The organism is Pseudomonas sp. C1C7, assembly GCF_013359595.1.
In the GTDB taxonomy this organism is placed as follows: domain Bacteria; phylum Pseudomonadota; class Gammaproteobacteria; order Pseudomonadales; family Pseudomonadaceae; genus Aquipseudomonas.
The window spans coordinates 61,463-85,597 of the sequence record NZ_JABFMP010000025.1 but is presented as its reverse complement, the minus strand read 5'-3'; the positions used below and the strand labels follow the sequence as shown (position 1 = coordinate 85,597).

General features: G+C 61.5%; 26 protein-coding genes. 15 read left to right on the top strand and 11 right to left on the bottom strand.

Features of this window, described 5'->3' with window-relative positions; translation table 11 throughout:
- Positions 1–28: 28 nt before the first annotated feature.
- On the top strand, positions 29–721 hold the full coding sequence (locus HNO86_RS20040; protein ID WP_175378663.1) for a response regulator: 693 nt from the start codon (positions 29–31) through the stop codon (positions 719–721).
- Positions 722–873: 152 nt separating this feature from the next.
- Here HNO86_RS20040 and HNO86_RS20035 read toward each other — a convergent pair whose 3' ends face one another.
- Positions 874–1,911 (bottom strand): patatin-like phospholipase family protein, encoded by a 1,038-nt coding sequence (locus HNO86_RS20035; protein ID WP_175378662.1) that lies wholly within the window; start codon positions 1,909–1,911, stop codon positions 874–876.
- Between the two features lie 220 nt (positions 1,912–2,131).
- On the opposite strand from HNO86_RS20035, the gene HNO86_RS20030 reads away from it, so the two are divergent.
- From HNO86_RS20030 to HNO86_RS20020, 3 genes are all read left to right on the top strand, one after another.
- Complete coding sequence (locus tag HNO86_RS20030) at positions 2,132–2,410, top strand: hypothetical protein (protein WP_175378661.1); 279 nt, start codon at positions 2,132–2,134, stop codon at positions 2,408–2,410.
- Positions 2,411–2,515: 105 nt separating this feature from the next.
- Positions 2,516–3,274, top strand: coding sequence for a CHAD domain-containing protein (locus tag HNO86_RS20025; protein ID WP_175378660.1), 759 nt, complete (start codon positions 2,516–2,518; stop codon positions 3,272–3,274).
- 160 nt (positions 3,275–3,434) lie between these two features.
- Positions 3,435–4,232, top strand: a complete 798-nt coding sequence (locus tag HNO86_RS20020; RefSeq protein ID WP_175378659.1) for an acyl-CoA thioesterase II — start codon at positions 3,435–3,437, stop codon at positions 4,230–4,232.
- Between the two features lie 15 nt (positions 4,233–4,247).
- Here HNO86_RS20020 and HNO86_RS20015 read toward each other — a convergent pair whose 3' ends face one another.
- From HNO86_RS20015 to HNO86_RS20005, 3 genes are all read right to left on the bottom strand, one after another.
- Positions 4,248–4,613: an Mpo1-like protein gene (locus tag HNO86_RS20015; protein ID WP_175378658.1), complete on the bottom strand. Its 366-nt coding sequence runs from the start codon at positions 4,611–4,613 to the stop codon at positions 4,248–4,250.
- Between the two features lie 215 nt (positions 4,614–4,828).
- Entirely contained in the window at positions 4,829–6,310 is a 1,482-nt protein-coding gene (locus tag HNO86_RS20010; RefSeq protein ID WP_175378657.1) for a methyl-accepting chemotaxis protein, read from the bottom strand.
- A gap of 200 nt (positions 6,311–6,510) precedes the next feature.
- Positions 6,511–7,320: a TatD family hydrolase gene (locus HNO86_RS20005; protein WP_175378656.1), complete on the bottom strand. Its 810-nt coding sequence runs from the start codon at positions 7,318–7,320 to the stop codon at positions 6,511–6,513.
- A 243-nt stretch (positions 7,321–7,563) separates the two neighbouring features.
- Between HNO86_RS20005 and HNO86_RS20000 the strand changes: the two genes are divergently transcribed.
- The 7 genes from HNO86_RS20000 to HNO86_RS19970 all read left to right on the top strand — a co-directional run bounded on the left by HNO86_RS20000 (position 7,564) and on the right by HNO86_RS19970 (position 11,844).
- Complete coding sequence (locus HNO86_RS20000) at positions 7,564–8,982, top strand: transglycosylase SLT domain-containing protein (RefSeq protein WP_175378655.1); 1,419 nt, start codon at positions 7,564–7,566, stop codon at positions 8,980–8,982.
- 103 nt (positions 8,983–9,085) lie between these two features.
- Positions 9,086–9,520, top strand: coding sequence for a DoxX family protein (locus HNO86_RS19995; protein ID WP_175378654.1), 435 nt, complete (start codon positions 9,086–9,088; stop codon positions 9,518–9,520).
- Positions 9,521–9,594: 74 nt separating this feature from the next.
- Complete coding sequence (locus HNO86_RS19990) at positions 9,595–10,041, top strand: glycine zipper domain-containing protein (protein WP_175378653.1); 447 nt, start codon at positions 9,595–9,597, stop codon at positions 10,039–10,041.
- Between the two features lie 69 nt (positions 10,042–10,110).
- Positions 10,111–10,296 carry a hypothetical protein gene (locus HNO86_RS19985; RefSeq protein WP_175378652.1) on the top strand — a complete coding sequence of 62 codons (186 nt, stop codon included), beginning with the start codon at positions 10,111–10,113 and terminating at the stop codon, positions 10,294–10,296.
- 85 nt (positions 10,297–10,381) lie between these two features.
- Complete coding sequence (locus tag HNO86_RS19980; RefSeq protein WP_175378651.1) at positions 10,382–10,561, top strand: hypothetical protein; 180 nt, start codon at positions 10,382–10,384, stop codon at positions 10,559–10,561.
- 98 nt (positions 10,562–10,659) lie between these two features.
- Positions 10,660–10,974 (top strand): hypothetical protein, encoded by a 315-nt coding sequence (locus HNO86_RS19975; RefSeq protein WP_175378650.1) that lies wholly within the window; start codon positions 10,660–10,662, stop codon positions 10,972–10,974.
- Between the two features lie 174 nt (positions 10,975–11,148).
- Complete coding sequence (locus tag HNO86_RS19970; RefSeq protein WP_175378649.1) at positions 11,149–11,844, top strand: HAD-IA family hydrolase; 696 nt, start codon at positions 11,149–11,151, stop codon at positions 11,842–11,844.
- Between the two features lie 86 nt (positions 11,845–11,930).
- On the opposite strand, the gene HNO86_RS19965 is transcribed toward HNO86_RS19970, so the two are convergent.
- The 3 genes from HNO86_RS19965 to HNO86_RS19955 all read right to left on the bottom strand — a co-directional run bounded on the left by HNO86_RS19965 (position 11,931) and on the right by HNO86_RS19955 (position 15,502).
- Positions 11,931–12,659, bottom strand: a complete 729-nt coding sequence (locus tag HNO86_RS19965; RefSeq protein ID WP_175378648.1) for an aspartate/glutamate racemase family protein — start codon at positions 12,657–12,659, stop codon at positions 11,931–11,933.
- Between the two features lie 82 nt (positions 12,660–12,741).
- Positions 12,742–14,277: an NCS1 family nucleobase:cation symporter-1 gene (locus HNO86_RS19960; protein ID WP_175378647.1), complete on the bottom strand. Its 1,536-nt coding sequence runs from the start codon at positions 14,275–14,277 to the stop codon at positions 12,742–12,744.
- Positions 14,278–14,761: 484 nt separating this feature from the next.
- Positions 14,762–15,502: a phosphoadenylyl-sulfate reductase gene (locus HNO86_RS19955; RefSeq protein WP_175378646.1), complete on the bottom strand. Its 741-nt coding sequence runs from the start codon at positions 15,500–15,502 to the stop codon at positions 14,762–14,764.
- Between the two features lie 163 nt (positions 15,503–15,665).
- Between HNO86_RS19955 and thrH the strand changes: the two genes are divergently transcribed.
- Complete coding sequence (gene thrH, locus HNO86_RS19950; protein ID WP_175378645.1) at positions 15,666–16,283, top strand: bifunctional phosphoserine phosphatase/homoserine phosphotransferase ThrH; 618 nt, start codon at positions 15,666–15,668, stop codon at positions 16,281–16,283.
- 86 nt (positions 16,284–16,369) lie between these two features.
- On the opposite strand, the gene pabB is transcribed toward thrH, so the two are convergent.
- From pabB to HNO86_RS19930, 4 genes are read right to left on the bottom strand one after another with little or no spacing between them, the layout of a single operon-like run.
- Entirely contained in the window at positions 16,370–17,713 is a 1,344-nt protein-coding gene (gene pabB / locus HNO86_RS19945; protein WP_175378644.1) for an aminodeoxychorismate synthase component I, read from the bottom strand.
- Between the two features lie 7 nt (positions 17,714–17,720).
- Positions 17,721–18,707, bottom strand: coding sequence for an alpha-L-glutamate ligase-like protein (locus HNO86_RS19940; RefSeq protein ID WP_175378643.1), 987 nt, complete (start codon positions 18,705–18,707; stop codon positions 17,721–17,723).
- Entirely contained in the window at positions 18,707–20,242 is a 1,536-nt protein-coding gene (locus HNO86_RS19935; RefSeq protein WP_175378642.1) for an inactive transglutaminase family protein, read from the bottom strand. The genes HNO86_RS19940 and HNO86_RS19935 overlap by 1 nt, the downstream gene beginning before the upstream one ends.
- 5 nt (positions 20,243–20,247) lie before the next feature.
- Positions 20,248–20,784: an ATP-dependent zinc protease gene (locus HNO86_RS19930; protein ID WP_175378641.1), complete on the bottom strand. Its 537-nt coding sequence runs from the start codon at positions 20,782–20,784 to the stop codon at positions 20,248–20,250.
- A gap of 298 nt (positions 20,785–21,082) precedes the next feature.
- Here HNO86_RS19930 and HNO86_RS19925 point away from each other — a divergent pair, with 298 nt between their 5' ends.
- The 3 genes from HNO86_RS19925 (at position 21,083) to prpC (ending at position 23,979) form a co-directional block, all read left to right on the top strand.
- Positions 21,083–21,802 (top strand): GntR family transcriptional regulator, encoded by a 720-nt coding sequence (locus HNO86_RS19925; RefSeq protein ID WP_372242547.1) that lies wholly within the window; start codon positions 21,083–21,085, stop codon positions 21,800–21,802.
- Entirely contained in the window at positions 21,799–22,689 is an 891-nt protein-coding gene (gene prpB / locus HNO86_RS19920; protein WP_175378640.1) for a methylisocitrate lyase, read from the top strand. The genes HNO86_RS19925 and prpB overlap by 4 nt, the downstream gene beginning before the upstream one ends.
- A 162-nt stretch (positions 22,690–22,851) precedes the next feature.
- Positions 22,852–23,979 (top strand): 2-methylcitrate synthase, encoded by a 1,128-nt coding sequence (prpC, locus tag HNO86_RS19915; RefSeq protein WP_175378639.1) that lies wholly within the window; start codon positions 22,852–22,854, stop codon positions 23,977–23,979.
- Positions 23,980–24,135: the final 156 nt, after the last annotated feature.

Here is a 24,135-nt window from a genome sequence, read left to right as displayed (position 1 = left end):
TGCCACTTCTTCATATCGATGTGAATCCATGAGCCAGACCGCGACCATCCTGGTCATCGACGACGAACCGCAGATCCGCAAATTCCTGCGCATCAGCCTCGCTTCCCAGGGCTACAAAGTGCTGGAGGCCGGAACCGGCAGCGAAGGACTGGCCCAGGCCGCGCTGAACAAACCGGACCTGCTGGTGCTCGACCTTGGTTTGCCGGACATGGATGGCCAGCAGGTGCTGCGCGATTTTCGCGAGTGGTCGACGGTGCCGGTGCTGGTGCTCTCGGTGCGCGCCGGAGAAGGGCAGAAGGTGGAGGCGCTGGATGGCGGCGCCAACGATTACGTGACCAAGCCGTTCGGCATTCAGGAATTTCTCGCGCGCATTCGTGCGTTGCTGCGTCAGGCGCCGGTGGGCGAGGCCCAGCAAGCGGCATTGAATTTCGGCCCGCTGACGGTGGACCTGGCCTATCGCCGGGTGTTGCTCGACGGCAACGAAGTCGCCCTGACCCGCAAGGAGTACGCGGTGCTCGCGCAACTGGCGCGACATCCGGGGCGGGTCATCACCCAGCAGCAACTGCTCAAGGACATCTGGGGGCCGACCCATACCGAGGACAGCCATTACCTGCGGATCGTGGTGGGGCATTTGCGGCAGAAACTGGCGGATGATCCGATGAAGCCGCGGTTCATCGTGACCGAGGCGGGGGTGGGGTATCGGTTGTTGAGTGACCGTTAGTTTTTGCGGTGCCTGGGCTGGCGCCTTCGCGGGCAAGCCCGCTCCCACAGTTGATCGATGTCGTTCACAAATTCTGTGTTCAAAACCGAACCCTGTGGGAGCGGGCTTGCCCGCGAAGAGGCCGGAACATTCACTCGAGATCCATCAGGTTGTCACCCACGCTCATTCTCATACCGATCCAGCGTATCCCGCGCAATCTCCCGCCCCAGCGCGATCAGCTCCGGCGCCTTGTAGAACTCGAAAAACCGGCAAACCCGCTTCGGCACGTTGATCAGGATGTCCGGCGGATAGCCGGCGATCTTGTACTGCGCCAGCGAGGTCTGCATCACCTCGAAACTCTGGTTGATCAGGTCCAGCAGAGACGCCGGCCCGACGTTGTCGATGATGAATGACCCGGTGGCGGACTTCGGCGCACCGTCGCGTTCCGGAGCGGCGGCCGGTTGTTGGGCTTCGGGGTCGGCGGCCTCGGGCCAGGGGTTGATCTCGGCCGCCTCGGCCAGCAGCGCTTCCTTCTCCAGCAGCAACAACTGCTCGGCCTGTTTGCGCCGGAAAGGCAGCTTGGAACCGAGCGAGGCGATCAGGCTGTCGAAGCGGGTCTTGAACGCGGCGGGGCGCTGGATCACCGGCAACTGATAGTGGCGCTGGTTGGTGGCGTTGAGGTTGACCGCGATGATCAGGTCGCAATGGCTGGACACCACCGGCACGATCGGCAGCGGGTTGAGGATGCCGCCATCCACCAGCATGCGGCTGCCTTGCATCACCGGAGTGAACAGGCTGGGAATCGCCGCCGAGGCACGCATCGCCTGATGCAGACAGCCTTCCTGGAACCAGATTTCCTGCTGGTTGGTCAGGTCGGTGGCGATGGCCGTGTAGGGGATGCGCAGGTCTTCGATATTGATCTCGCCGACGATCTTGCGGATCTGCCCGAACACCTTTTCCCCGCGGATCGCCCCCAGGCGAAAGCTGACATCCACCAGGCGCAACACATCGAGGTAATCCAGGCTCTCGATCCAGTCGCGGTAGTCATTGAGTTTGCCGGCGGCGTAGATCCCGCCAACCACCGCCCCCATTGAGCAACCGGCAATGCAGGCAATGTCGTAGCCGCGCCGTTCGATCTCCTGGATCACGCCGATGTGGGCGTAACCCCGGGCTCCACCCGAGCCCAATACCAGTGCGACACGCTTTTTCATGAATCGCCCTCGCTTCAATGGCTCAACAATGCACCCATCGAGGGGCGCGGTTCAATCGTCGAGGTCGTACGGGACGGTGAAGGCGTCGTTTTTTCGACAGCTTATGGCGGCACTCGATTATTCTCGCCAACGCTATAGTCTACGCGTCCGATGGACGGCACTTTTCCGGCGTCAAACCGTCCTAAGTGCATGACTGTTTCTATCTTTTGAGGTGTAAGTGATGAAAGCCTGGATCTGTGTGCCACTGATTGCCCTGGCACTGGCCGGTTGCGCCGGCAAAACCGCGTATCGCGACAGTTGCGGCAACGAGCTCGATGCGGCCTGGAAGGAACTGGATCTGGCCAAGGCCGAAGGTTTCGCCGGCAACGTCAGCTATTCCAAGGCCCTGTCGCTGCTGACCGCGGCCAAGACTCAGCAGCAGTTCGAAGGTTTCGAGGGCTGCACCAAGAAGGCCGAGAAAGCGCGTTTCTATATTCGTGAGTCGAGGGCGGGGAGATAAAAGCAGCTGCAGGCTCTAAGCTACAAGCCACAAGTTGGAGCGGACCGCATTTCAACTTGCAGCTTGGAGCTTGCCGCTCACCACTGTTTACGGAGTAAACACCCCATGATTGATCGGTTGGTCGCCCATGTCTTGAGGACTGAAGTTCGGTTGCTGGCCTGTCAGGCACGCTTGAGTGCCCGCACTGATCCCGAGGCGCTGCACGATCTGCGTACCACGGTTCGGCGATTGCGCAGCCTGTTGCGGCCATTGCGCGGCTTGCCCGGTGTCGAACAACTGGAAGCGGCGGCGTCCCACGTCGGTGACCTGACCACGCCGCTGCGTGATCGCGAGGTGCTGGCGGCCTATCTGCTCGAGCATGGTCACACCGAGGCCGCGCAATGGCGCATGGCGCAGATGGCAAAGGCCTATCCTGCGGTGGCAGAGAGCATCGAGCTTGGGCAACTGCTGCTGATCCTCGAAGCCTTTCCGCGCTTTTTACGGGCAGCCCAGCGTCAGGGATTGCTCAAGGGCCTGGGCAAGCTCATCACCAAGCGCCTGGGCAAACAGTGGAAAAAACTCGACGAAGCCCTGCACGATCCTGCCCACGACCGTCACCGCCTGCGCCTGTTGATCAAGCGCGTGCGCTATGGCATCGAGGCCTACCCCGAACTGGATCGCCTGCCGAAAGCCGCGAAGCCGCGATTGAAGTCAGCCCAGGGCGCGTTGGGCGATTGGCACGACTGCGTGCAATGGCTGGCCCTGGCGGAGCAGGAGGCGGATCTGCAACCCTGCGTCGCCACCTGGAAAACCGCCATGGCCCAGGCTGAACAGAACGCCGACCGGGTTCTCGACAAGCTCGACAAGGCTTGCTTCCAGCCCTGAACTTCACACGATCCCCTGTAGCAGCAGCCTTCGGCAGCTGCTACAGGGGCTATGAACGCTTGCGGCTCATCTGCCGGTCAATTTGGCCGGAATAGGCGCTGTACAGCCTTCGCCGGCTGGTTAAGATCCCTCCATTCTTTTTATGCCCCCCGAGGTTTTCATGCGTTTTTCCGATCTGCTTGACGCTGTCCGCCGCCAGCCGCAGGACCTGTCCATCCCCGCGGGATGGGCGCAAGGGCGTGCCAGCTTCGGTGGGCTGGTGGCCGCGCTGCAATTTGAAGCCATGCGCGCGAAAGTGCCGGCCGATCGCCCGGTGCGTTCGCTGGCGATTACCTTTGTCGGGCCGGTGGAGCCGGAAGTGCCGGTGAGCTTTGAAGTCGATGTGCTGCGCGAAGGCAAGGCGGTCAGCCAGATTCTCGGTCGGGCGATGCAGAAAGGGCAGGTGGTGACCCTGATCCAGGGCAGCTTCGGCGCCTCGCGCCCGTCGGAGGTCGCGGTGCAGGCCGAGCCGGCACCGGATATGAAGCATTGGGACGACTGTCAGGAACTGCCTTTCATCGAAGGCGTGATCCCGGAATTCATGCGCCATCTGGCGATGCGCTGGAGCGTCGGCGGCCTGCCGTTCACCGGCAACACCTCGCGGCACATGGGCGGTTGGGTGCGTCTGCGGGGCGATGTGAAGGAAGAGCCGGTAAGCGAAGCGCACATCCTGGCCCTGGTGGATGCCTGGCCTCCGGCGGTGATGCCGTTTCTGAAGAAACCGGCGATGGGCAGCACCCTGACCTGGACCATCGAATTCGTTCAGCCGCTGCTCGATCTGAGCACGCTTTACTGGTGCAAATACCTGGTCGAAACCGAACATGCCGCCGATGGCTATGGCCACGCGGCCGCGAAGTTGTGGGACCCCGAAGGGCGTCTGATCGCCATGAGCCGGCAGACGGTCACTGTCTTTGCCTGATCTCTGGTTGGCAAATCAGTGACGACGGTGGCGCTCACGCCAGGCGCGCCACCAGCCGCCACTGAGGAAAAACCGCGGAAAGGTCAGAAACTGCTCGACCAGCAGGCGCGATACCGCGTCCTTGCGATCACTGAAGGGTTCGGAGGCTTGCGCTTCCAGACTGTGCCCGTGGCGCTGCAAACCCAGCGCCGCAATCACACCGACGATGCCGATGGCAAAGTTCGCCAGATTCAGGCCGAACACGCCGGAAACAATCAGCAGAAACGCCACGATGAACAGCGGGACAGCGATCAGGTGCAACACCAGATTGGTCGGGTGCTGATGATTGCCCGGGTAGGCACGCCATTGCCAGGAGGGAAGGTTGGGGTGACGTTTACCCATGATGCTGATCCTCAAGTCCATGTTGAACACATGGTTGAAGAATAGGCCCGTACAATGGCCGCAGCGAATCAAGGTTGGCTATTGGCGCCATAGGTGTAATACGTAAACAGCTCCCTGTAGGAGCTGCCGAAGGCTGCGATCTTTTGATCTTGCCTTGAAAAGATCAAAAGATCGCAGCCTCGTTGCACTCGACAGCTCCTGCAGGGGGCGTTTCCTTAAAGCTTCAACTGCCCGATCGCCTTGCTCAACTGCCCGGCCAGCTCCGCCAGCTCATGACTGGTGGTCGCCGACCCCACCGTCTGCTGCACGGTGTTCTCCGTCACGTCCCGAATGCTCACCACCGCCCGGTTCATCTCTTCCGCGACCTGACTCTGCTGCTCGGCCGCCACGGCAATCTGCGTATTGCTCTCGCGCATCTGCGCCACCGCTCCGGTGATCTGTTCCAGCGCCGTGCCGGCTTCCTGGGCCTGTTGCACGCAGTCATCGGCCTTGAACGAGCTTTCCTGCATGAAGTCCACGGCGTCGCGGGTTCCGGCCTGCAGCGCCGAGACCATCACGGTGATTTCGTCGGTGGAACTCTGCACCCGCTTGGCGAGGTTGCGCACTTCATCGGCGACCACGGCGAAACCGCGGCCCATTTCACCGGCCCGGGCCGCCTCGATCGCAGCATTCAGGGCCAGCAGGTTGGTCTGTTCGGCGATGCTGTGAATCACGTTGACCACGCCATTGATCTTCTGACTGTCTTCGGCCAGGCGCTGGATCATCTCGGCGGTCTGCTGCACCCCGGTGGACAGCCCGGAAATCGACTTCTGAACGCGCATGACCACCTCCTGCCCGCTGCCGGCCAGGGTGTCGGCCGATTGTGAGAGGTCGCGGGTGGCGCCGGCGTGTTGGGCGATGTGGTGGACGGTGGCGGTCATTTCATTGATCGCCGTGGCGGCCTGATCGGTTTCGCTCTGCTGGCCGAGCATGCCGTGACGTACCTCGTTCATGCTCGACGCCAGCCGCGCAGCACCTTCGTCCAGTTGCCGTGCAGTGCTGGCCACGGTGTTGACCACGCGCTGATAACCGGCCTGCATGGCGTTGAAGGCATTGGCCATCTGCCCGACTTCGTCGCTGCAAGCCAGCGGTACCCGGGCCGAAAGGTCGCCGGTCTTTTCCACGTGGAGCATCACGTCTTTCAGGGTATTGAGCTGGCTGAGCAGGAAACGGATCAGCAACTGCGAGGCGCCCAGCATCGCCAGCATCAGGATGAACACCGCGGCCGCGTAATTGATGAAACGCTCATCGAACACCTGACGCAGGCTCGGCCCCTGGGCAATCACCGCGACTCGCTGACCGTCGACCCGGGTGAACACTTCGGCGCCTAGCAGCAGGTTTTCACCGAACAGCGGCATGGGATTGATCTCGACCCAGCCGTTGGCGCTGGTCAGTTCGGCAATTGGCTGGCCATCGAATACCGGTGCCTGCCCGCGCTCGAACGTCAGTAGCTGGGGAGATTTTGGCAGCGGCTGCCCGGCGGGCCAGGCACCGAGCAATCGAGCCTGGGCCTGGGCCGATGCCTGGGCGGCCTGGTGGCGGGCGTGTTGCTCCAGCTGCACGGCGTACAGCACCAGCAACAGGGTAGTGACGAAGGCGACGGCGTTCACCGCCCAGAATTTGTATTTCAGCGAGATGTTGCTAAGCCAGGCACCCATGGAGGTCTTCTCTGATAGCGGAAACAGTTTTGGCAAGGTGCCATTAGTTTGCCGCTATCCATGCCATGGGTTGTTGATGTGGATCAACAGACACCACCATTCCCCTGTGGGAGCGGGCTTGCCCGCGATAGCGGTGTGTCAGGTTGAAATGATTCGACTGACACTCCGTCATCGCGGGCAAGCCCGCAGGGATGAGGTGGTTATTGAGATATTGTGGGCAACCGGTAGAACGCCCGCGCACAGGCAGTGGTATGAGCAGCCAGATCCTCGAGCGTCTCGCCCCGGTGCAACGCCACCTCACGCAACACTTCCGTCAAATACGCCGGCTCATTGCGCCCATTCTTCGGCTTGGGTCGCAGGCTGCGTGGCAGCAGATAAGGCGCATCGCTCTCCAGCATCAGACGTCCGCGCTTGATCTCCTTCACCAGCGGATGCAGATGAGTGCCCCGGCGTTCGTCGCAGATCCAGCCGGTAATGCCGATGTGCAGGTCCATGTCGAGGTAGCTGAACAGCGCCTTCTGTTCCCCGGTGAAGCAGTGCACGACCGCGGCCGGCAACCGATCGCGGTAGTCGCGCAGGATCTCCAGCAGGCGCTGGCTCGCATCACGCTCATGCAGGAAGACCGGCATCTGCAGTTCGACCGCCAGCGCCAGATGCTCTTCGAGGACTTTTTCCTGTTGCGGGCGCGGCGAGAAATCGCGGTTGAAATCCAGACCGCATTCGCCCACGGCCACCACGCTGGATTCCTTGAGCAGACCGCGCAGCTGACGGGCGCTGTCGGCGTTCCAGTCGCTAGCGCAGTGGGGGTGAATGCCGGCGGTGGCGAACAGCCGTTGCCCGCTTTCATCCAGTTGCCGACACAGCTCCAGGGCCTGTTCGCTGCCTTCGACACTGGTGCCGGTCAAGACCAATTGGCAGACACCCGCAGCGTAAGCACGGTCGAGCACCGCCTGGTGCTTGTCGTCGAAACTGGAGTTGGTCAGGTTGACGCCGATATCGATGAGTTGCATGGTGCTACCTCGGACTCAAGGCCGAAAAGCATATCAGAGCTGTAGATTTATAAGAAAAACCAAGAACTACAAGCAGTTATCGCTGTCTTTGAAACCGCACTCCAGATCTGCGTGCAAGACGGGATGGTCAGAGTGCCATCACTGTGCCAGTCTTTCGCACTTTTTTACCCGCGCCCAAGGCGCTTTTTTCTCATTAATTGCATGGGTTTCATGCAGTCGACCTGAATTCTTTCCGGAGAGTGGATGATTCGTCCCTCGGTTTTGCTACTGCTGTGCTGTTCGCTGCTGCTGCCGATCTCGGCGCAGGCGCGGCTGCCCGGGCCACTGCAAGCCGTACCGGCAGCGAAGGTGCGCGACCTCACGGAAATTCGCAGCAGCCGTGTGTTGCGCGTGCTGGTCAACCAGAGCCGCAACAGCTCCGGCGAAGTCCAGGGCCAGTCCATCGGCGTCGAATACCATCGCTTGCGCGCCTTCGAGCAATACCTCAACGGCCATGCCCGCGACGGTCAGGAAATCTCCCTCAAGATCATTCCCAAGGCCAAGGATCAACTGCTCGGCGCCTTGCAGCGCGGGGAGGGCGACCTGGTCGCGCCCGGTGAATTGCTCGATCTGCGGGCCGGCTATGCCGTCAGCACCAGCGAGCCGATTGCCCGCGACGTGCCGCTGGTGCTGGTCGGCATCAAGGGCGAACGCCGCTATACCCGCCTGGAACAGCTGTCGGGCAAAACCCTGGCACTGCCCACCGGCAGTGCCGCCGGTGATGCCGTGAGCCAGATCAATCAGAAACTCGCCCTGCACAAACTGCCGCCGGTCATCATCGAATGGGTCGATCCCAGCCTGGCGGTCGAGGATGTGCTGGAGATGGTCCAGGGTGGGATCTTTCACCTGACCATCGTCGAGCAACCGATTGCCGAGCGCTGGGGCAAGATCCTGCCCAAGCTGCGTATCGACCGGCAGGTGCAGATCAGTGATCCGGGCGAGGAATACTGGTTCGTGCGCCGCGATGCGTCGATGCTGCGGGCCAGCATCGATCGCTTCCTTACCGGCTACAAGAAACCCTCGGACCAGGACGCCGCGTTCCTGCGCATCTACCGCCGCCTCTATCAAGTGCACTATCCCCTGGCCAAGGCTGACCGCCAGCGTCTGGAAAAACTGCGCCCGGTGCTGCAGAAACACGCCGCTGCCCAGGGGATGGACTGGTTGAACCTGGCGGCGCTGGCGTTCAAGGAGTCCGGCCTGCAACCCAAGGCCCGTGGCGGCGGTCCCACCGGCCTGATGCAGATCACGCCATCCGCGGCCCAGCGGGTCGGGGTCAGCAATATTCAGGATCTCGATAACAATGTGCAGGCCGGGGCCAAGTACCTGGCGATGATCCGCAAGAAGTTCTTCGCCAGTCCCAAACTCAACGAACGCGAGCGCATGGCGTTCGTGCTGGCGGCCTACAACATCGGTCCGGAGCGGGTTCAGGGCATGCGCGCCGAAGCGCGGCGGCGTGGCCTGAATCCCAATCAGTGGTTCTTCCAGGTCGAGCGCATCGCCATGGAGCAGGTGGGGATGGGACCTGTCAGCTATGTTAATAGCGTGAACAAGTACTATCTGGCGTTCGATCGTGAGCGTGAGTCGTTGGAGCCTCAGGGGCAAAAGGTCGCCCTGCGTAAATGATCGAATAAACTGAACTGTTATAGCGGTTTTTTGCGCTTTTACTATTTTGTTTGCCGATTAATATGGCGCCCAACGAACACACACTCACAATGGATGACACAGCATGAGCACTCTGATCAACAAGGTACTGTTTACCCGCGCTGGCTACGGCCTGACCGTTCTGCGAATTTTCGTCGGCATCATCTTCGCCGCACACGGTTCGCAAAAACTCTTCGGCGCCTTCGGTGGGTACGGCCTGGCCGGGACCGCTCAATACATGGAAAGCATCGGCCTGACCCCGGGCTACCTGATGGCGACGCTGGCGGGCGGTACCGAGTTCTTCGCCGGTCTGGCCCTGATCATCGGCCTGCTGGTGCGCCCTGCGGCGCTGGGCCTGACCTTCCTTTCGCTGGTGGCGATCTTCTCGGTGCACATCAGCAACGGTCTGTTCATGGCCAACAACGGCTACGAATTCGCCCTGGCCCTGCTGGGTGGCAGCATCGCGGTGCTGATTGAAGGTGCGGGCAAGCTGTCGGTGGATCGTGCCATCGCCGGTTGATCAATCGACTTCAGCGAACGTTTTTCCCGATCGAGCCTCAAATCTTTACATCCCTTGAAGATTCGAGGCACACCATGACAGCGAATGCCAAAGGTAAAGAGACTCGACGTCCCCTGATACCGGCCTTGGTTTTTGGACTGTTGCTTTCACCCTTGGCCATGGCGGGCGATAACGGCTCCGCCGCGGTGGGCGGTGGCCTTGGCGGCGTACTCGGTAACGTCGTCGGTGGCCAGGTAGGCGGCAGTACCGGTGCCGCGGTGGGCGCCGGTGTCGGTGGCGCCGCCGGTAGTGCGGTCGGTGCCCGCAAAGGCAGCCGCACTGAAGCGGCAATCGGCGGTGGCCTGGGTGGCGCCGGCGGTTCGGTGATCGGCAACAGCCTTGGCGGTTCTACCGGTTCGGCCATCGGTGCAGGTCTTGGTGGTGCGGCCGGTGGTGCGGTCGGCAATAATCTGGGTACCGACAATGACCACCACTCCGGTGGTCACAAGCACAAGAACAAGCATCGCAACCGACATCATTGATGGTTGCTTTGATGAGGAGCCAAGGTGAGGGGCTGAACACTCCTCACCTCTGAATACTCGAGGTGTGCCATGGCTTCGAAAGCTGCGGGTAAAACACAAGACAGTCCGGTCATCGATCCGCTGATCAACGATCCGGGCAATGAGGATCCGGGTTCACTGATGGACGACGCCACGGTGCCGCTCAACGATTCGGATGATGCCGGTGATGTGGGCAATATCGAACTCGAGCATGATCACGAAGACGATGATGATTGACCGGTTGTCCGCCCGGTCGAACGTGCGCAGCGCGTAATCCTCGAAATGTCAGGGCCTGCCTTTCAGGCTCGCTGAGAGGTGCGCCATGAACGCTGAACCGAGAGACACCGACGCCGACGAAACCCCCGAATATCCCCTGCCTTCACCCACCGATCCCCTGGATCGCGACCAGCGACCACCCGACGATGACGCCGGTATCGAGCAGGTGCCCGACGAAGACATCAGGCGCACCGACGTTGAGTCTCCCCCTGACAATCCGAGCTGATAACTGCTAACGCCAAAGACCGCTTGTCGATTGAACGGCAACCTTGAAAAGCGCCTGCTGCCAACAGTCAGGTAAGCAGCTTTGAAAAGGAGTGCACCATGATCAGGTCAAAAATCACGGCCATGGCAATGGCCGGCTTGATGTCGCTGTGTTCATGGGCGGCGTTTGCCGGCAACGATGCGCCAGTCGACAAGGGTGGAATGCCGCCGTCCACGGAAATGAACGCGGGCTCAGGCCCCGAGAATGCGCTGCCCCCGGGTTCGATTGGGGGTGGCAATGGTGGGGATGCCAATGGCAGCAGCACCAGTGCGAAGAAGGACAGTGGGGTCAAGAGTGAGAAGGGGTCGGTGGATAGTGGATCCTCCAGTCAGTCCAGGGATTCGGGCAGTAGCAAAGGGAAGGGCGGCGGATAATTTCAGGGTTGTTAACCCGACCTGATGCCCATCGCGATCCATGTTCTTCGTCAGCCTTGGAATTGCCCGTTGCCCACCATCCCCATAGCTCGCTATCCTGCTGAATCCTTTAATCAGCCACCGCGCCGGCCACCCCCGCGCCGCCCCGGATGCCTTTGAAACGGATCAGATGCGATGAATGCAGCGCTGGATGAGTTCGGCCCGATCAAGGCCGTGATTTTCGATATGGACGGCTTGCTGCTGGATACCGAGGGCATCTACACCGAAGTCACCTCTCTGATTGCCGGGCGCTATGGACGCACCTTCGACTGGAGCATCAAGCAGAACATTATCGGTCGTGGCGCCGGCGACCTGGCTCGTTACGTGGTCGAAGCCCTGGACCTGCCGATCACCGCCGAAGAATTTCTGGTAATCCGCGAGCCGCTGATGCGCGAGCGTTTTCCTGCTGCGCAGGCGATGCCGGGCGCACAGGAACTGGTGCGGCATCTGAAGGCCAACAACATTCCCATCGCGGTCGGCACCAGTTCGACCAGCCATTCGTTCGGCCAGAAAACCACGTTGCACCGCGACTGGTTCGCGCTGTTCGACACCATCGTCACGGCCGACGACCCGGAAGTCGGCGCGGCGAAACCGGCGCCGGATATCTTCCTGACCGCAGCGCGGCGTCTGGGTGTCGAGCCCAAGGATTGCCTGGTGTTCGAGGATTCGCCGTTTGGCGTCACGGCGGCGAAGGCGGCGGGGATGACGGCGATCGCCATTCCGGATGCGGCGATGGCGGACGAGAAGTACGCGCATGCCGATGGGGTTCTGCGTACGTTGAAAGCGTTCAGGCCGGGTGTCTTTGGCCTGCCAACCCTCGAATGGGCCTGACATACATCCAAGTGTGTGCGGGCTTGCTTCGTGCCAGGACAAACCCCGTGTGAGCGAGGCTTGCCCGCGAAGAACGATAACGCGGTCTACCTGCTGAAACGCTCCGCCCAACCAATGATCCGCTTCGGCCGCGGCGTCGCGTAGGTCCGCACCTTCGAGGTCGACAACCCCAACCGCACCAGCGATTCGGCAATCGTCACCGCCGCCGTCACCCCATCCACCACCGGCACGCCGGTGCGCTGGCGAATCTGCTCATCCAGCCCGGCCATGCCGCCGCAGCCCAGGCAAATCACTTCGGCCTTGTCCTGAGTCACCGCCAGCTCCGCCTGATGCACGATGGCTTCCAGCGCGCGTTGCGGCTCATGTTCCAGTTCCAGCACCGCCAGGCCGCTGGCGCGCACCGAGGCACAGCGATCCCACAGCCCGGACAGTTTCAGGCGATCCTCGATCAGCGGCACGGTGCGATCCAGGGTGGTGACCACCGAATACGCGTGGCCGAGATACATCGCGGTGCTCGCCGCCGCGTCGGTGATGTCGACCACCGGCACATTGAGCAGCTCTTGCAGGCCTTCGCGGCCATGTTCGCCGTAACCGGCCTGAATCACTGCATCGAAGGGCTGGTCGTAGGACATCACCCGGTCCATCACGGCGATGGCTGCCAGGTAACTTTCGAAATTGCCTTCAACCGAGTCGGCGCCGAACTGCGGCGTCAGGCCGACGATTTCCGTACCGGGTGAAGCAACGGCCTGCGCCGAACGGGCAATGGCCTGGGTGATGGATTCGGTGGTGTTGACGTTGACCACGAGAATACGCATGGGAAGTCCTTATAGCGGGGTGCTTTTAACAGGGTGCTTTTAACTAGGTGGGGCGGCCCGACACTGCCGGGCCGCGATGGAGTCAGTGGCTGACGTTGTCGACGGCGATGGATTCACCGCTGACGTCGGCGTAGTGCGGTTCGCGCTTGGCGATGATCAGGTAGAGCATCCCGGCGATGCCGGCGCCGATCAGCCAGGAGAACGGCGAGACCAGGTGGAAGCCTGGCACCAGCGCCAGGACGATGGCGATCAGGGCCGCGGGAATGAACGCCGCCACGGCGCGCAGATTGACGCCACGGCTGTAGTAATACGCGCCGTTGGGGTCTTCGCTGTACAGCTGCGGCACGTTGACCTGGCCTTTTCGCACCAGCCAGTAGTCGACCATGATCACGCCATACAGCGGGCCGAGCAGGGCACCCAGGCCCGACAGGAAGTACACGATCACCAGCGGGCTGTTGTAGAGGTTCCACGGCAGGATCAGCACGGCGATGGTGGCGCTGATCAGGCCGGCGCGACGGAAGGTCAGGTACTTGGGCGCCAGGTTGCTGAGCACGAACGCCGGGGCGACGAAGTTGGCCATGATGTTGACCGCCACAGTAACGATCAGGAACGCCAGGCAACCGAGCACCAGGAAGAAGGTGTTGGGGATCGAGGCGATGATCTCGGTCGGGCTCTCGATGATCCGGCCATCGATCTGGAACTGCGCGCCACACAGCAGGACGGTGATCGCCGCGAACACCAGAATGTTCACCGGCAGGCCCCAGAAGTTGCCGACCTTGATCGTCTTGCGGCACGGCGAGGAACGGGCGAAGTCGCAGAAGTTGAGGATCAGCGTGCCGTAGATCGCCAGCCACAGGGCGCCACCGGCGAAGATGTTGCGCCACATCTCGCCACCGGTCAGCGGTTCGCGGATCGACCAGGCGATGGTGGCGTTGGCCTGGAAGTACATCCAGGCGGCGAGGGCGGCGACGGTCAGCAGAATCACCGGCCCGGCGAACGCTTCATAGCGCCGCACCATTTCCATGCCGTAGGCGAGGATGGCCAGCTGCACGAACCAGATCGCCACGAAGCACACCCAGCCCAGGGTCGACAGACCGAGGATCGAGTTGTGGTCGTATTCGGCAAAGCCGGGGTGGATCGCGGTCAACAGCACGCGGAATACCACCGAGGCCAGGTACGTCTGAATCCCGAACCAGGCGATGGCGATCACGGCACGGATCAACGCAGGAATCTGCGCGCCGTGGATACCGAAACTGATCCGGCTGATCACCGGAAAGGGCACGCCGGTTTTCTGCCCCATGTAGCCGGACAGGTTCATGAACATGTAGACCAGCGCCGCGCCGATGCCCAGCGAAAGCAGGATCTGCCAGCCGCCCAGGCCCAGGGCGTACAAACCGATGGCAAAGGAATAGTTGGCGATGTTGTGAACGTCGTTGGTCCACAGGGCGAAGATGCTGTACTTGCCCCAACGCCGGCCTTCGACCTTGGTCGGTGCCAGGTCCTGGTTATGCAGGCGGGGGCTGAGCACCACGGGGCATTGCTGAGTTTGATCTCGTTGAGTGGAGTGGGAGGAGGGCAGATCCAGCGCAATATTGTTGTTTGAAAGACTTGTACGCATTCCGGCAGGCTCCTGATGTTCGGGGCCGCGATGACTGTGCATGAGCGCAGGGCTCGGCAATCTTCGTCGCGGGTGGCGAGCATCATTGGTTACGGGGCATCTGCAGCCTGTACGGGATAGGGCGCTTCAGGCTTGCGGATCTAAAGTGTTTTTATGTTTTGAGATGATTGTATACAAAACATGTATGCACTTAAGCGAGTTCCATGCCAGTCCTCGAAATCGAGGCGTGGAGAGATGATTTCGTTTTGTCATCAGTGGAGGCGCGGGGCGATGAAAATCGTGGTGTGCGAGGTGGCTGATTGCGCAGGTATTTATTTTTCGGGAGGGTATTTGGGGAGGGCGGTAGCGGAGGTCGGAAAGGGAAAATGTAACCTTTCAGGGCGCAGAAACAAAAAGTGCACACATAAATGGCACCGATGGTGACATTCGTGTGTACACATTTCCGAAGCTGGCGCTGGAACCCAATGTGGGAGCGGGCTGGAGATCAGGCCTTGGACTTGCTGATGATATTCCCCGCATGCAGCCCACATTCTTTCTGGGTCGCTTCTTCCCACCACCAGCGACCTTCGCGTTCGTGCTGGTTCGGCAGGACCGGGCGGGTGCAGGGTTCGCAGCCGATGCTGATGAAGCCGCGCTCGTGCAGGCTGTTGTACGGCAGTTCGAGCATGCGGATGTAACCCCACACCTCTTCGCTGGTCATCTGCGCCAGCGGGTTGAACTTGTACAGGGTGCGTTCCGGGGTGGAGAAGGCGGTGTCGATTTCCATCACCGCCACCGCGCTGCGGGTGCCCGGGCTCTGGTCGCGGCGCTGACCGGTGGCCCAGGCCTTGACGCCGCCGAGCTTGCGACGCAGCGGCTCGATCTTGCGGATCCCGCAGCATTCGCCATGGCCGTCCTTGTAGAAGCTGAACAGGCCTTTTTCCTTCACGAAGGGTTCCAGCTTGGTGTAGTCCGGCGATACCAGTTCGATGTCGATTTTGTAGTGCTCGCGCACCTGATCGATGAAGCGGTAGGTCTCCGGGTGCAGGCGGCCGGTGTCGAGGCTGAACACCTTGATGTTCTTGTTGATCTTCCAGGCCATGTCCACCAGCACCACATCCTCGGCGCCGCTGAAAGATATCCACAAGTCATCGCCAAACTCGGCGAACGCGAGTTTCAGGATGTCCTGGGGGGATTTGTTGGCATAGGTCGTGGCGAGTTCCACGACGTCGAACGTTGGGCTCATCAGGGCGGCTTCCTACAGGTCGGTGGCGCTGGGCGCTCTATATGGGGCCGATGGTAACAAAAAGCTGCGCCGGCCGGGGCGTCCTCTGCGTTGCGCGGTGAGGGTGGAGTCGCTAGAGTTCGGCCTCGCTCGACTCAATAAACAATACAAATGGGAGTGTCTTGTGGAAATTGCATGTCTGGATCTGGAAGGTGTATTGGTCCCGGAAATCTGGATCGCCTTCGCTGAAAAAACCGGAATCGAGTCCCTCAGGGCCACCACCCGGGACATCCCCGACTACGACGTATTGATGAAGCAGCGCCTGCGGATTCTCGATGAACACGGTCTGAAGCTGGCCGACATCCAGGAAGTGATCGCCACCCTCAAGCCGCTGGACGGCGCCATCGAGTTCGTCAACTGGCTGCGCGAGCGCTTCCAGGTGGTGATCCTGTCGGACACCTTCTACGAATTCTCCCAGCCGCTGATGCGTCAGCTGGGCTTCCCGACCTTGCTCTGCCACCGCCTGATCACCGACGACAGCGGGCGCGTGACCGGCTATCAGCTGCGTCAGAAAGATCCCAAGCGTCAGTCGGTCCTGGCCTTCAAGAGCCTGTACTACCGGGTGATCGCCGCCGGCGATTCCTACAACGACACCACCATGCTGGGCGAGGCGGATGCCGGAATTCTGTTCCACGCGCCGGACAACGTGATCCGCGAATTCCCGCAATTCCCGGCGGTGCACAGTTTTGAGGATTTGAAGCAGGAGTTCATCAAGGCCTCGAACCGGACCCTGTCCCTGTAATCGTCTGGTCTGACGTCTTCGCGGGCAAGCCTCGCTCCTACAGGGTCACAACCGACCTGTAGGAGCGAGGCTTGCCCGCGAAGCTTTTAAAGCGTCTGCAAAGTCTCTAGCAGAACCTTCACCTTCGTGATCGACTCCTGATACTCCGCCTGCCACTGCGAATCGGCCACGATCCCGCCGCCGCCCCAGCAACACACCTGCCCATCCTTGACCAGCAAGCTGCGAATGGCGATGGAGCTGTCCATCTCGCCACGCACGTCCAGGTACAACAACGAACCGCAATACAAGCCACGCCGGGTCGGCTCCAGCTCGTCGATGATCTGCATCGCGCGAATCTTCGGCGCGCCGGTGATCGAGCCGCCGGGGAAGCTGCCGGCGATCAGGTCCAGGGCATCGCGATCATCCGCCAGTTCGCCGGTGACGCTGCTCACCAGGTGATGCACGTTGGGGTAGCTTTCCAGGCTGAACAGTTCCGGTACGCGGACCGAACCGGTGCGGCAGGTGCGCCCCAGGTCGTTGCGCAGCAGGTCGACGATCATCAGGTTTTCCGCGCGATCCTTGGGGCTGGCCAGCAGTTCGGCGGCGTTCGCCGCATCTTGCGCAACCGTTTCGCCGCGGGGCCGAGTGCCCTTGATCGGGCGGGTTTCCACATGACCCTCGCAGACCCGGACGAAGCGCTCCGGAGACAGACTCAGCACCGCGCCGCCGTCGGGCAGGCTCTGGAAGCCGGAAAACGGGGTCGGGCAGGCCAGGCGCAATGCGCAATAGGCGGTCCATGGATCACCTTCACAGGGGGCGCGGAAGCGCTGGGCGAAGTTGACCTGGTAGCAGTCGCCGGCCTGGATGTATTGCTGAATGCGCTCGATCGCCTGCCGGTATTGCTCGGCGCTCAGGTCGGCATTCATCGGCGCTTGCAGCTTGAAAGGCTCGAAGGCGTCAGCGGCAGGCTGGCTGAACAGCTGGATCAGACGCTGGCGCTCACTGTCGGCCACTGTCGGGTGAAACACCAGCTGGCTGGTGGCCTGCTGGTGATCGCTGATCAGGGCCCAGCCGTACAGACCGAAACGTGCATCGGGCAATTGCAGGTCATCGGTGGCCTGGCTCGGCAGGTGTTCCAGGTGACGGCCGAAGTCGTAGCTGAGGTAGCCGATCAGGCCGCCGGCGAAGGGCAATTCATAGGGGGCGGGCAGGGAAGCCTGGCCCAGTTGCGTGAGGTTTTCCCGCAGACGTTGCAGGAAATCGCCACCGCTTTCCTCGGGTGCCACGGTCAGCTGCGCCAGTGGCCAGGCACTGAGCAGATCGAAGCGCCCGCGTTCGGCGGCGGGGCGGCCGCTGTCGAGCAGCACGGCGCCGGGGGCATGGCGAATGGCCGAGAAATAATCGGCGGGGTTGGCGCGATAGGGCAGCGGGTGTACGGAACAGGTCAACATGGGCGGGTCAGCCCTCAACCGGGGGAATATGCCCAAACATCTCTTGAACGAACGCCACCCGCTCTTCAACGGTTTCCGTCACGCCGCGGGCCTTCATCTCTTCCATCCGTGCCTCCACCGCGTGGGTGCGCAGGGTCAGGCCGCAGTCGTTGGCGATCTGGATGTTCAGGCCCGGGCGGGCGTTGAGTTCGAGGATCAGCGGGCCTTTTTCCTGGTCCAGCACCATGTCGACACCGATGTAACCCAGGCCACACAGCTCGTAGCAGCCGGCGGCGAGTTTCATGAAGCCGTCCCAGTAGGGCAGTTGCACGCCGTCCACCGCGTTGGTGGTGTCCGGGTGTTTGGCGATGATGTTGTTCAGCCAGGTGCCGCGCAGGGTCAGGCCGGTGGCGAGGTCGACGCCCACGCCGATGGCGCCCTGGTGCAGGTTGGCCTTGCCGCCGGACTGGCGGGTCGGCAGGCGCAGCATCGCCATCACCGGGTAGCCCATCAACACGATAATGCGGATGTCGGGCACGCCCTCGTAGCTGATGCTCTTGAAGATCTGGTCCGGCGTGACCCGGTACTCGATCAGCGCCCGGTCGCGGTGCCCGCCAAGCGAGTACAGGCCGGTGAGGATGCTGGAGATGTGGTGCTCGATCTCTTCATGGCTGATGATCTTGCCCGACACCGTGCGATAGCGACCCTCGAAACGGTCGGCGATCACGATGATGCCGTCGCCTCCGGCGCCCTGGGCCGGCTTGATCACGAAGTCGTTGCGCCCGCCGATGATCTCGTCGAGGTTGTCGATTTCCTTCTCGGTGGAGATGATCCCGTACAGCTCCGGCACATGGATGCCGGCGGCGATGGCGCGCTCCTTGGTGAGGATCTTGTCGTCGACAATCGGGTACAGGCTGCGCTTGTTGTACTTGAGCACATAGTCCGCGTTGCGCCGATTGATCCCCATGATGCCCCGGGCTTCCAGGGCCTTCCAGGTCTTCCAGAAGCCGAACATCAGGCGTCAGCCTTCTTCAGGAAAGCCTTGAAACGCACCAGTTCGGTCAGGCGGTAACCGCGATAACGACCCATGGCCAGCATGAAGCCCACCAGGATCAGCAGGATCGCCGGGAAGGTGAACACGAAGTACACCAGCTCCGGAACGCTCATGATCAGGTGCGCCAGGGAGGCGGCGAACAGGGTGCCGATCGCCACTTTCATGGCATGGCTGGCGCCGCGTTCTTCCCAGGTGATCGACAGGCGTTCGATGGTCATGGTCAGAATCACCATCGGGAACAATGCCACCGACAGACCGCGCTCCAGACCCAGCTTGTGGCTGAGCAGGCTGATGGCCGCGATCAGTACCACCACGAACGTCAACACCACCGACAGCCTCGGCAGCATTTGCAGTTTCAGGTGCTCAAGGTAGGAACGCAGCGACAACCCCAGCGCGGTGATGATGGTGAACAGCACGATACCGAAACCCAGCTGGGTTTCGCGGAAGGCCAGGGCGATCAGTACCGGGGTGAAGGTACCCAGGGTCTGCAGGCCGATCAGGTTGCGCAGGATCAGGATCACCAGCACGCCGATCGGGATCATCACCATGATCATGAAAGTCTGCTGGGTCTGCAGCGGCAAGCCGTACAGCGAGTATTCGAGGAAATTGGCGTCGGTGTTCTCGTCGGTCAGCTTGGCCAGGCGAATGGCGTTCATTTCGCTGTTGTTCATGCTGAAGGTGACGGTGGCTTTCTTGCCGCCATCGACAGTGATCAGGTTCTCATCGCCGGTCCACCACAGCAGGCGGTCGGTCGGCAGGCCCTGTTCGCCGGTTTCCGGGTTGAAGTACAGCCAGTCGGTGCCGTTGAAGCTGCGCAGCCACAGTTCCGGGGTCTGCGGCTGATCGGCGACCAGGCGAATGGTGTGGACTTTTTCCACCGGTACGTGGGCGATGGACAGCACCAGTTCGACGATGCGGGCTTTCTGCGAAGTCGACGGATCGCCCGCCAGCAGCAGCTTCACATTGTCGTCGTTGACATTGTTGACACGTTTGATCGCTTCGCCAACGAAGGTCTCGACGTCGGCCGAGTGCTGGCGGATCGGTGCGAGCAGGGCTTCGGCGGCCACTTTCTCCGGGCCTTCCACGGCGATGCTGTCACGGAAGGTCGGGCCCTTGATCTTGGTTTTTTCCGCGCTGTAGCGCTTGGTCAGCACCAGGCGGTAGTACAGCGTCTGGTTGCCCTTGGCCCGGCGTGCCGACCAGGTGACCTTGCGGTTGCCGTCGACCCGGTTGACCGCCACCCCGTAGTTGTTGGAGATGAAGCTTTCATTGAGGCTGACGTAGTCGCGGCTCAGTGGCGGTACGAACATCTGGATCTTGACCGGATCCTTGGCACTGGCGACGAACTCGACCTTGGCGTCGATGTTCCACAAGTCGTCGGTGGCGTCTTCGGTCACGGGAATGCCCAGCACGAAGATCTGGTAGGCCGTGACTGAAATGCCCAGCACCACCAGGATGGCGATCAGCATTTTCAGATGGAGGGTAAGAGAGCGCATTGGAATTACTCTGCGGTATGAGCGTCGGTGGCGCAGGCGGGTTTGCCGGCAGCGTATTTAAGACTGGGGTCGACCAGCGCATCGAAGCGCTTGAGCGCCTCGGAGCCAATCAAAAGCGGGTATTGGAACGCACTTCGGTCGGTCAGGTTCACTTCTATGCTGCGAAGGGCCGAACCCATGCAGATATCCAGTTCGATCACCGGGCGCGCGGTGTACTTCTTGCCTTCTTCCGGATCGTAGTCGCCGGCGCGGCGCTTGATCTTGCTGACCCGGGCCAGCGGCCTTTCGATCGGGTGCGAATGAGCGGCGTCGATCGCCAGGTAGAAACGTACCCAGGATTCGCCATTGCGTTTGAAGCGCTTGATGTCGCGGGCACTCAATGAAGCGGTCTTGGCCCCGGTATCGAGTTTGGCCGCCACTTCCAGGTCGATGCCGCCCAGCGATGCGTACTCATTGAGGCCATACACAGTCTTTTCCCCCGCGACGGCAAGCCCGGGCAGGCACAGTACATAAAGGAAGGCGGGGAGCAGCTTGAGTCTCATAAATCCTGGTGCGCAGCGGTCCGTGTTTCGATTCAAGACCCTGGCATTGCTGCGCAAGCTCCCTGTAGGCCTATCAGAGTTTTATGACAGACAGTGCAGATGGGACAACCAAATGCGGGCGGCATTCTAGCACGGTGGTTTTATGGCGCCAGCGCTGGCCGGCACCTCAAAGTCGATAAAGCGCTTCGTTATGGTGCAAGTGGTTATTAGACGATTGTCGACAATTTCCATTTATCCTTTGACTGCGATGGCTGAATTCGTTAGTTTTTGCCGCATCAGCTTTCAAGGTGTCGACAATATGTTGGATCAACTCGATCCCCCGATCACTGCCTCAGACGATACGGAAACGCTTTCCGAGAACGTCTTCCGCCGCATTCAGGCAGCCATCGTCAAAGGTGACATTGCGCCGGGCAGCAAAATCTCCGAGCCGGAGCTGGCCCGTACCTACGGCATCAGCCGCGGCCCGCTGCGCGAGGCGATCCACCGCCTGGAAGGCCAGCGCCTGCTGGTGCGCGTGCCGCACGTCGGTGCGCGGGTGGTGTCGCTCAATCATGCCGAGTTGCTGGAACTCTACGAAATCCGCGAGTCCCTCGAAGGCATGGCCTGCCGCCTGGCGGCCGAGCGCATGAGCGTCGAAGAGATCGACGAGCTGCGCCGCGTCCTCGAGACCCACGAGCGCGACGAGGCTTTCCAGGCTGGTCGCGGCTATTACCAGCAGGAAGGCGATTTCGACTTCCACTACCGGATCATCCAGGGCAGCGGTAACCGCACCCTCACGCAAATGCTCTGCGGCGAGCTGTATCAACTGGTGCGCATGTACCGCATCCAGTTCTCCACCACGCCCAATCGCCCGCACCAGGCCTTTGCCGAACACCACCGAATTCTCGATGCCATCGCCGACCGTGACGGTGAGCTGGCCGAGCTATTGATGCGTCGTCACATCGGCGCCTCTAAACGCAACATCGCCCGTCATTACCAGGACGGCGCCAACCCGACAGCCAAACGAGGTGAGTCATGAGTTTCAACAAGAGCACTCCAGGCCAGCGTTTCCGCGATGCGGTCGCCAGCGAGCATCCATTGCAAGTGGTCGGCGCGATCAACGCCAACCACGCACTTTTGGCCAAGCGTGCCGGTTTCAAAGCCATCTACCTGTCCGGTGGCGGCGTGGCAGCCGGTTCCCTCGGCGTGCCTGACCTGGGCATCACCGGTCTGGACGACGTGCTGACCGACGTGCGTCGCATCACCGACGTCTGCGACCTGCCGCTGCTGGTGGACGTGGACACCGGTTTCGGTTCCTCGGCGTTCAACGTGGCGCGTACCGTCAAGTCGATGATCAAGTTCGGCGCGGCGGCGATTCACATCGAAGACCAGGTCGGCGCCAAGCGTTGCGGCCACCGCCCTAACAAGGAAATCGTTTCGCAGCAGGAAATGGTCGACCGCATCAAGGCCGCCGTCGATGCCCGTACCGATGACAGCTTCGTGATCATGGCCCGTACCGACGCCCTGGCGGTGGAAGGTCTGGAGTCCGCCCTGGATCGCGCGGCCGCCTGCATCGAGGCCGGCGCCGACATGGTGTTCCCGGAAGCCATCACCGAGCTTGAAATGTACAAGCTGTTCGCCAACCGCGTGAAAGCGCCGATCCTGGCCAACATCACCGAATTCGGCGCGACCCCGCTGTACACCACCGAGCAGCTGGCCGGTGCCGACGTATCGCTGGTGCTGTACCCGCTGTCGGCCTTCCGCGCGATGAACAAGGCCGCGGAAAACGTCTACACCGCCATCCGCCGCGACGGCACGCAGCAGAACGTCATCGACACCATGCAGACCCGCATGGAACTTTACGATCGCATCGACTACCACACCTTCGAGCAGAAGCTTGATGCGTTGTTTGCCGCGAAGAAATGAAGATCAAGAGATCGCAGCTTTCGGCAGCTCCTACATGGATCGGCTTTTAATGTAGGAGCTGCCGAGTGAAACGAGGCTGCGATCTTTTCGGCATCCCCGAATAACCCGATAAATCACAAATTGCCGATTCCCTAATAAATTCAAGAAGACTGGAGACAGCAAATGGCCGAAGCAAAAGTACTCAGTGGCGCCGGGCTCCGTGGCCAGGTTGCCGGGCAAACCGCACTGTCCACCGTGGGCCAGGCGGGCGCAGGCCTGACCTATCGCGGCTACGACGTTCGCGAACTGGCGGCTGACGCGCAATTCGAAGAAGTCGCTTACCTGCTGCTGTACGGCGAGCTGCCGAGCAAGGCGCAACTGGCCGCCTACGTCGCCAAGCTGAGCAAGCTGCGCGACCTGCCGCAAGCGCTGAAAGAAGTGCTGGAGCGCATTCCTGCCGACGCCCACCCGATGGACGTGATGCGCACCGGTTGCTCGTTCCTGGGCAACATCGAGCCGGAGAACGACTTCTCCGAGCAGCGCGACAAGACCGACCGTCTGCTGGCCGCCTTCCCGGCGATCATGACCTACTGGTATCGCTTCAGCCACGAAGGCAAGCGCATCGAATGCGTGAGCGACGAGCAGTCCATCGGCGGCCACTTCCTGCACCTGCTGCACGGCAAGAAGCCGAGCGAGCTGCACGTCAAGGTGATGAACGTTTCACTGATCCTCTACGCGGAGCACGAATTCAACGCGTCGACCTTCACCGCTCGCGTGTGCGCCTCGACCCTGTCCGACCTGTTCTCCTGCGTCACCGCGGCCATCGGCTCGCTGCGCGGCCCGCTGCACGGCGGCGCCAACGAGGCGGCGATGGAAATGATCGAGCGCTTCTCGTCGCCTGAAGACGCGATCAAGGGCACCCTGGGCATGCTGGAGCGCAAGGACAAGATCATGGGCTTCGGCCACGCGATCTATAAGGACAGCGATCCACGTAACGAAGTGATCAAGGGCTGGTCGAAGAAGCTCGCCGACGAAGTGGGCGACAAGGTGCTGTTCCCGGTTTCCGAGGCCATCGACAAGACCATGTGGGAGCAGAAGAAGCTGTTCCCGAACGCCGACTTCTACCATGCCTCGGCGTACCACTTCATGGGCATCCCGACCAAGTTGTTCACCCCGATCTTCGTCTGCTCGCGCCTGACCGGCTGGGCCGCACACGTGTTCGAACAACGCGCCAACAACCGCATCATCCGCCCGAGCGCCGAGTACACCGGCGTCGAACAGCGCAAGTTCGTGCCAATCGAACAACGCTGAATGGTGGGGGCTTTGACGCAGGGATTTGAACGTAACGCAAATCCCTGTGGGAGCGGGCTTGCCCGCGATAGCGGTGGGTCATTCGACATCTTTGTCGGATGTGACTCAGTCATCGCGGGCAAGCCCGCTCCCACAGTGGATGGTGTGAACTTCAAC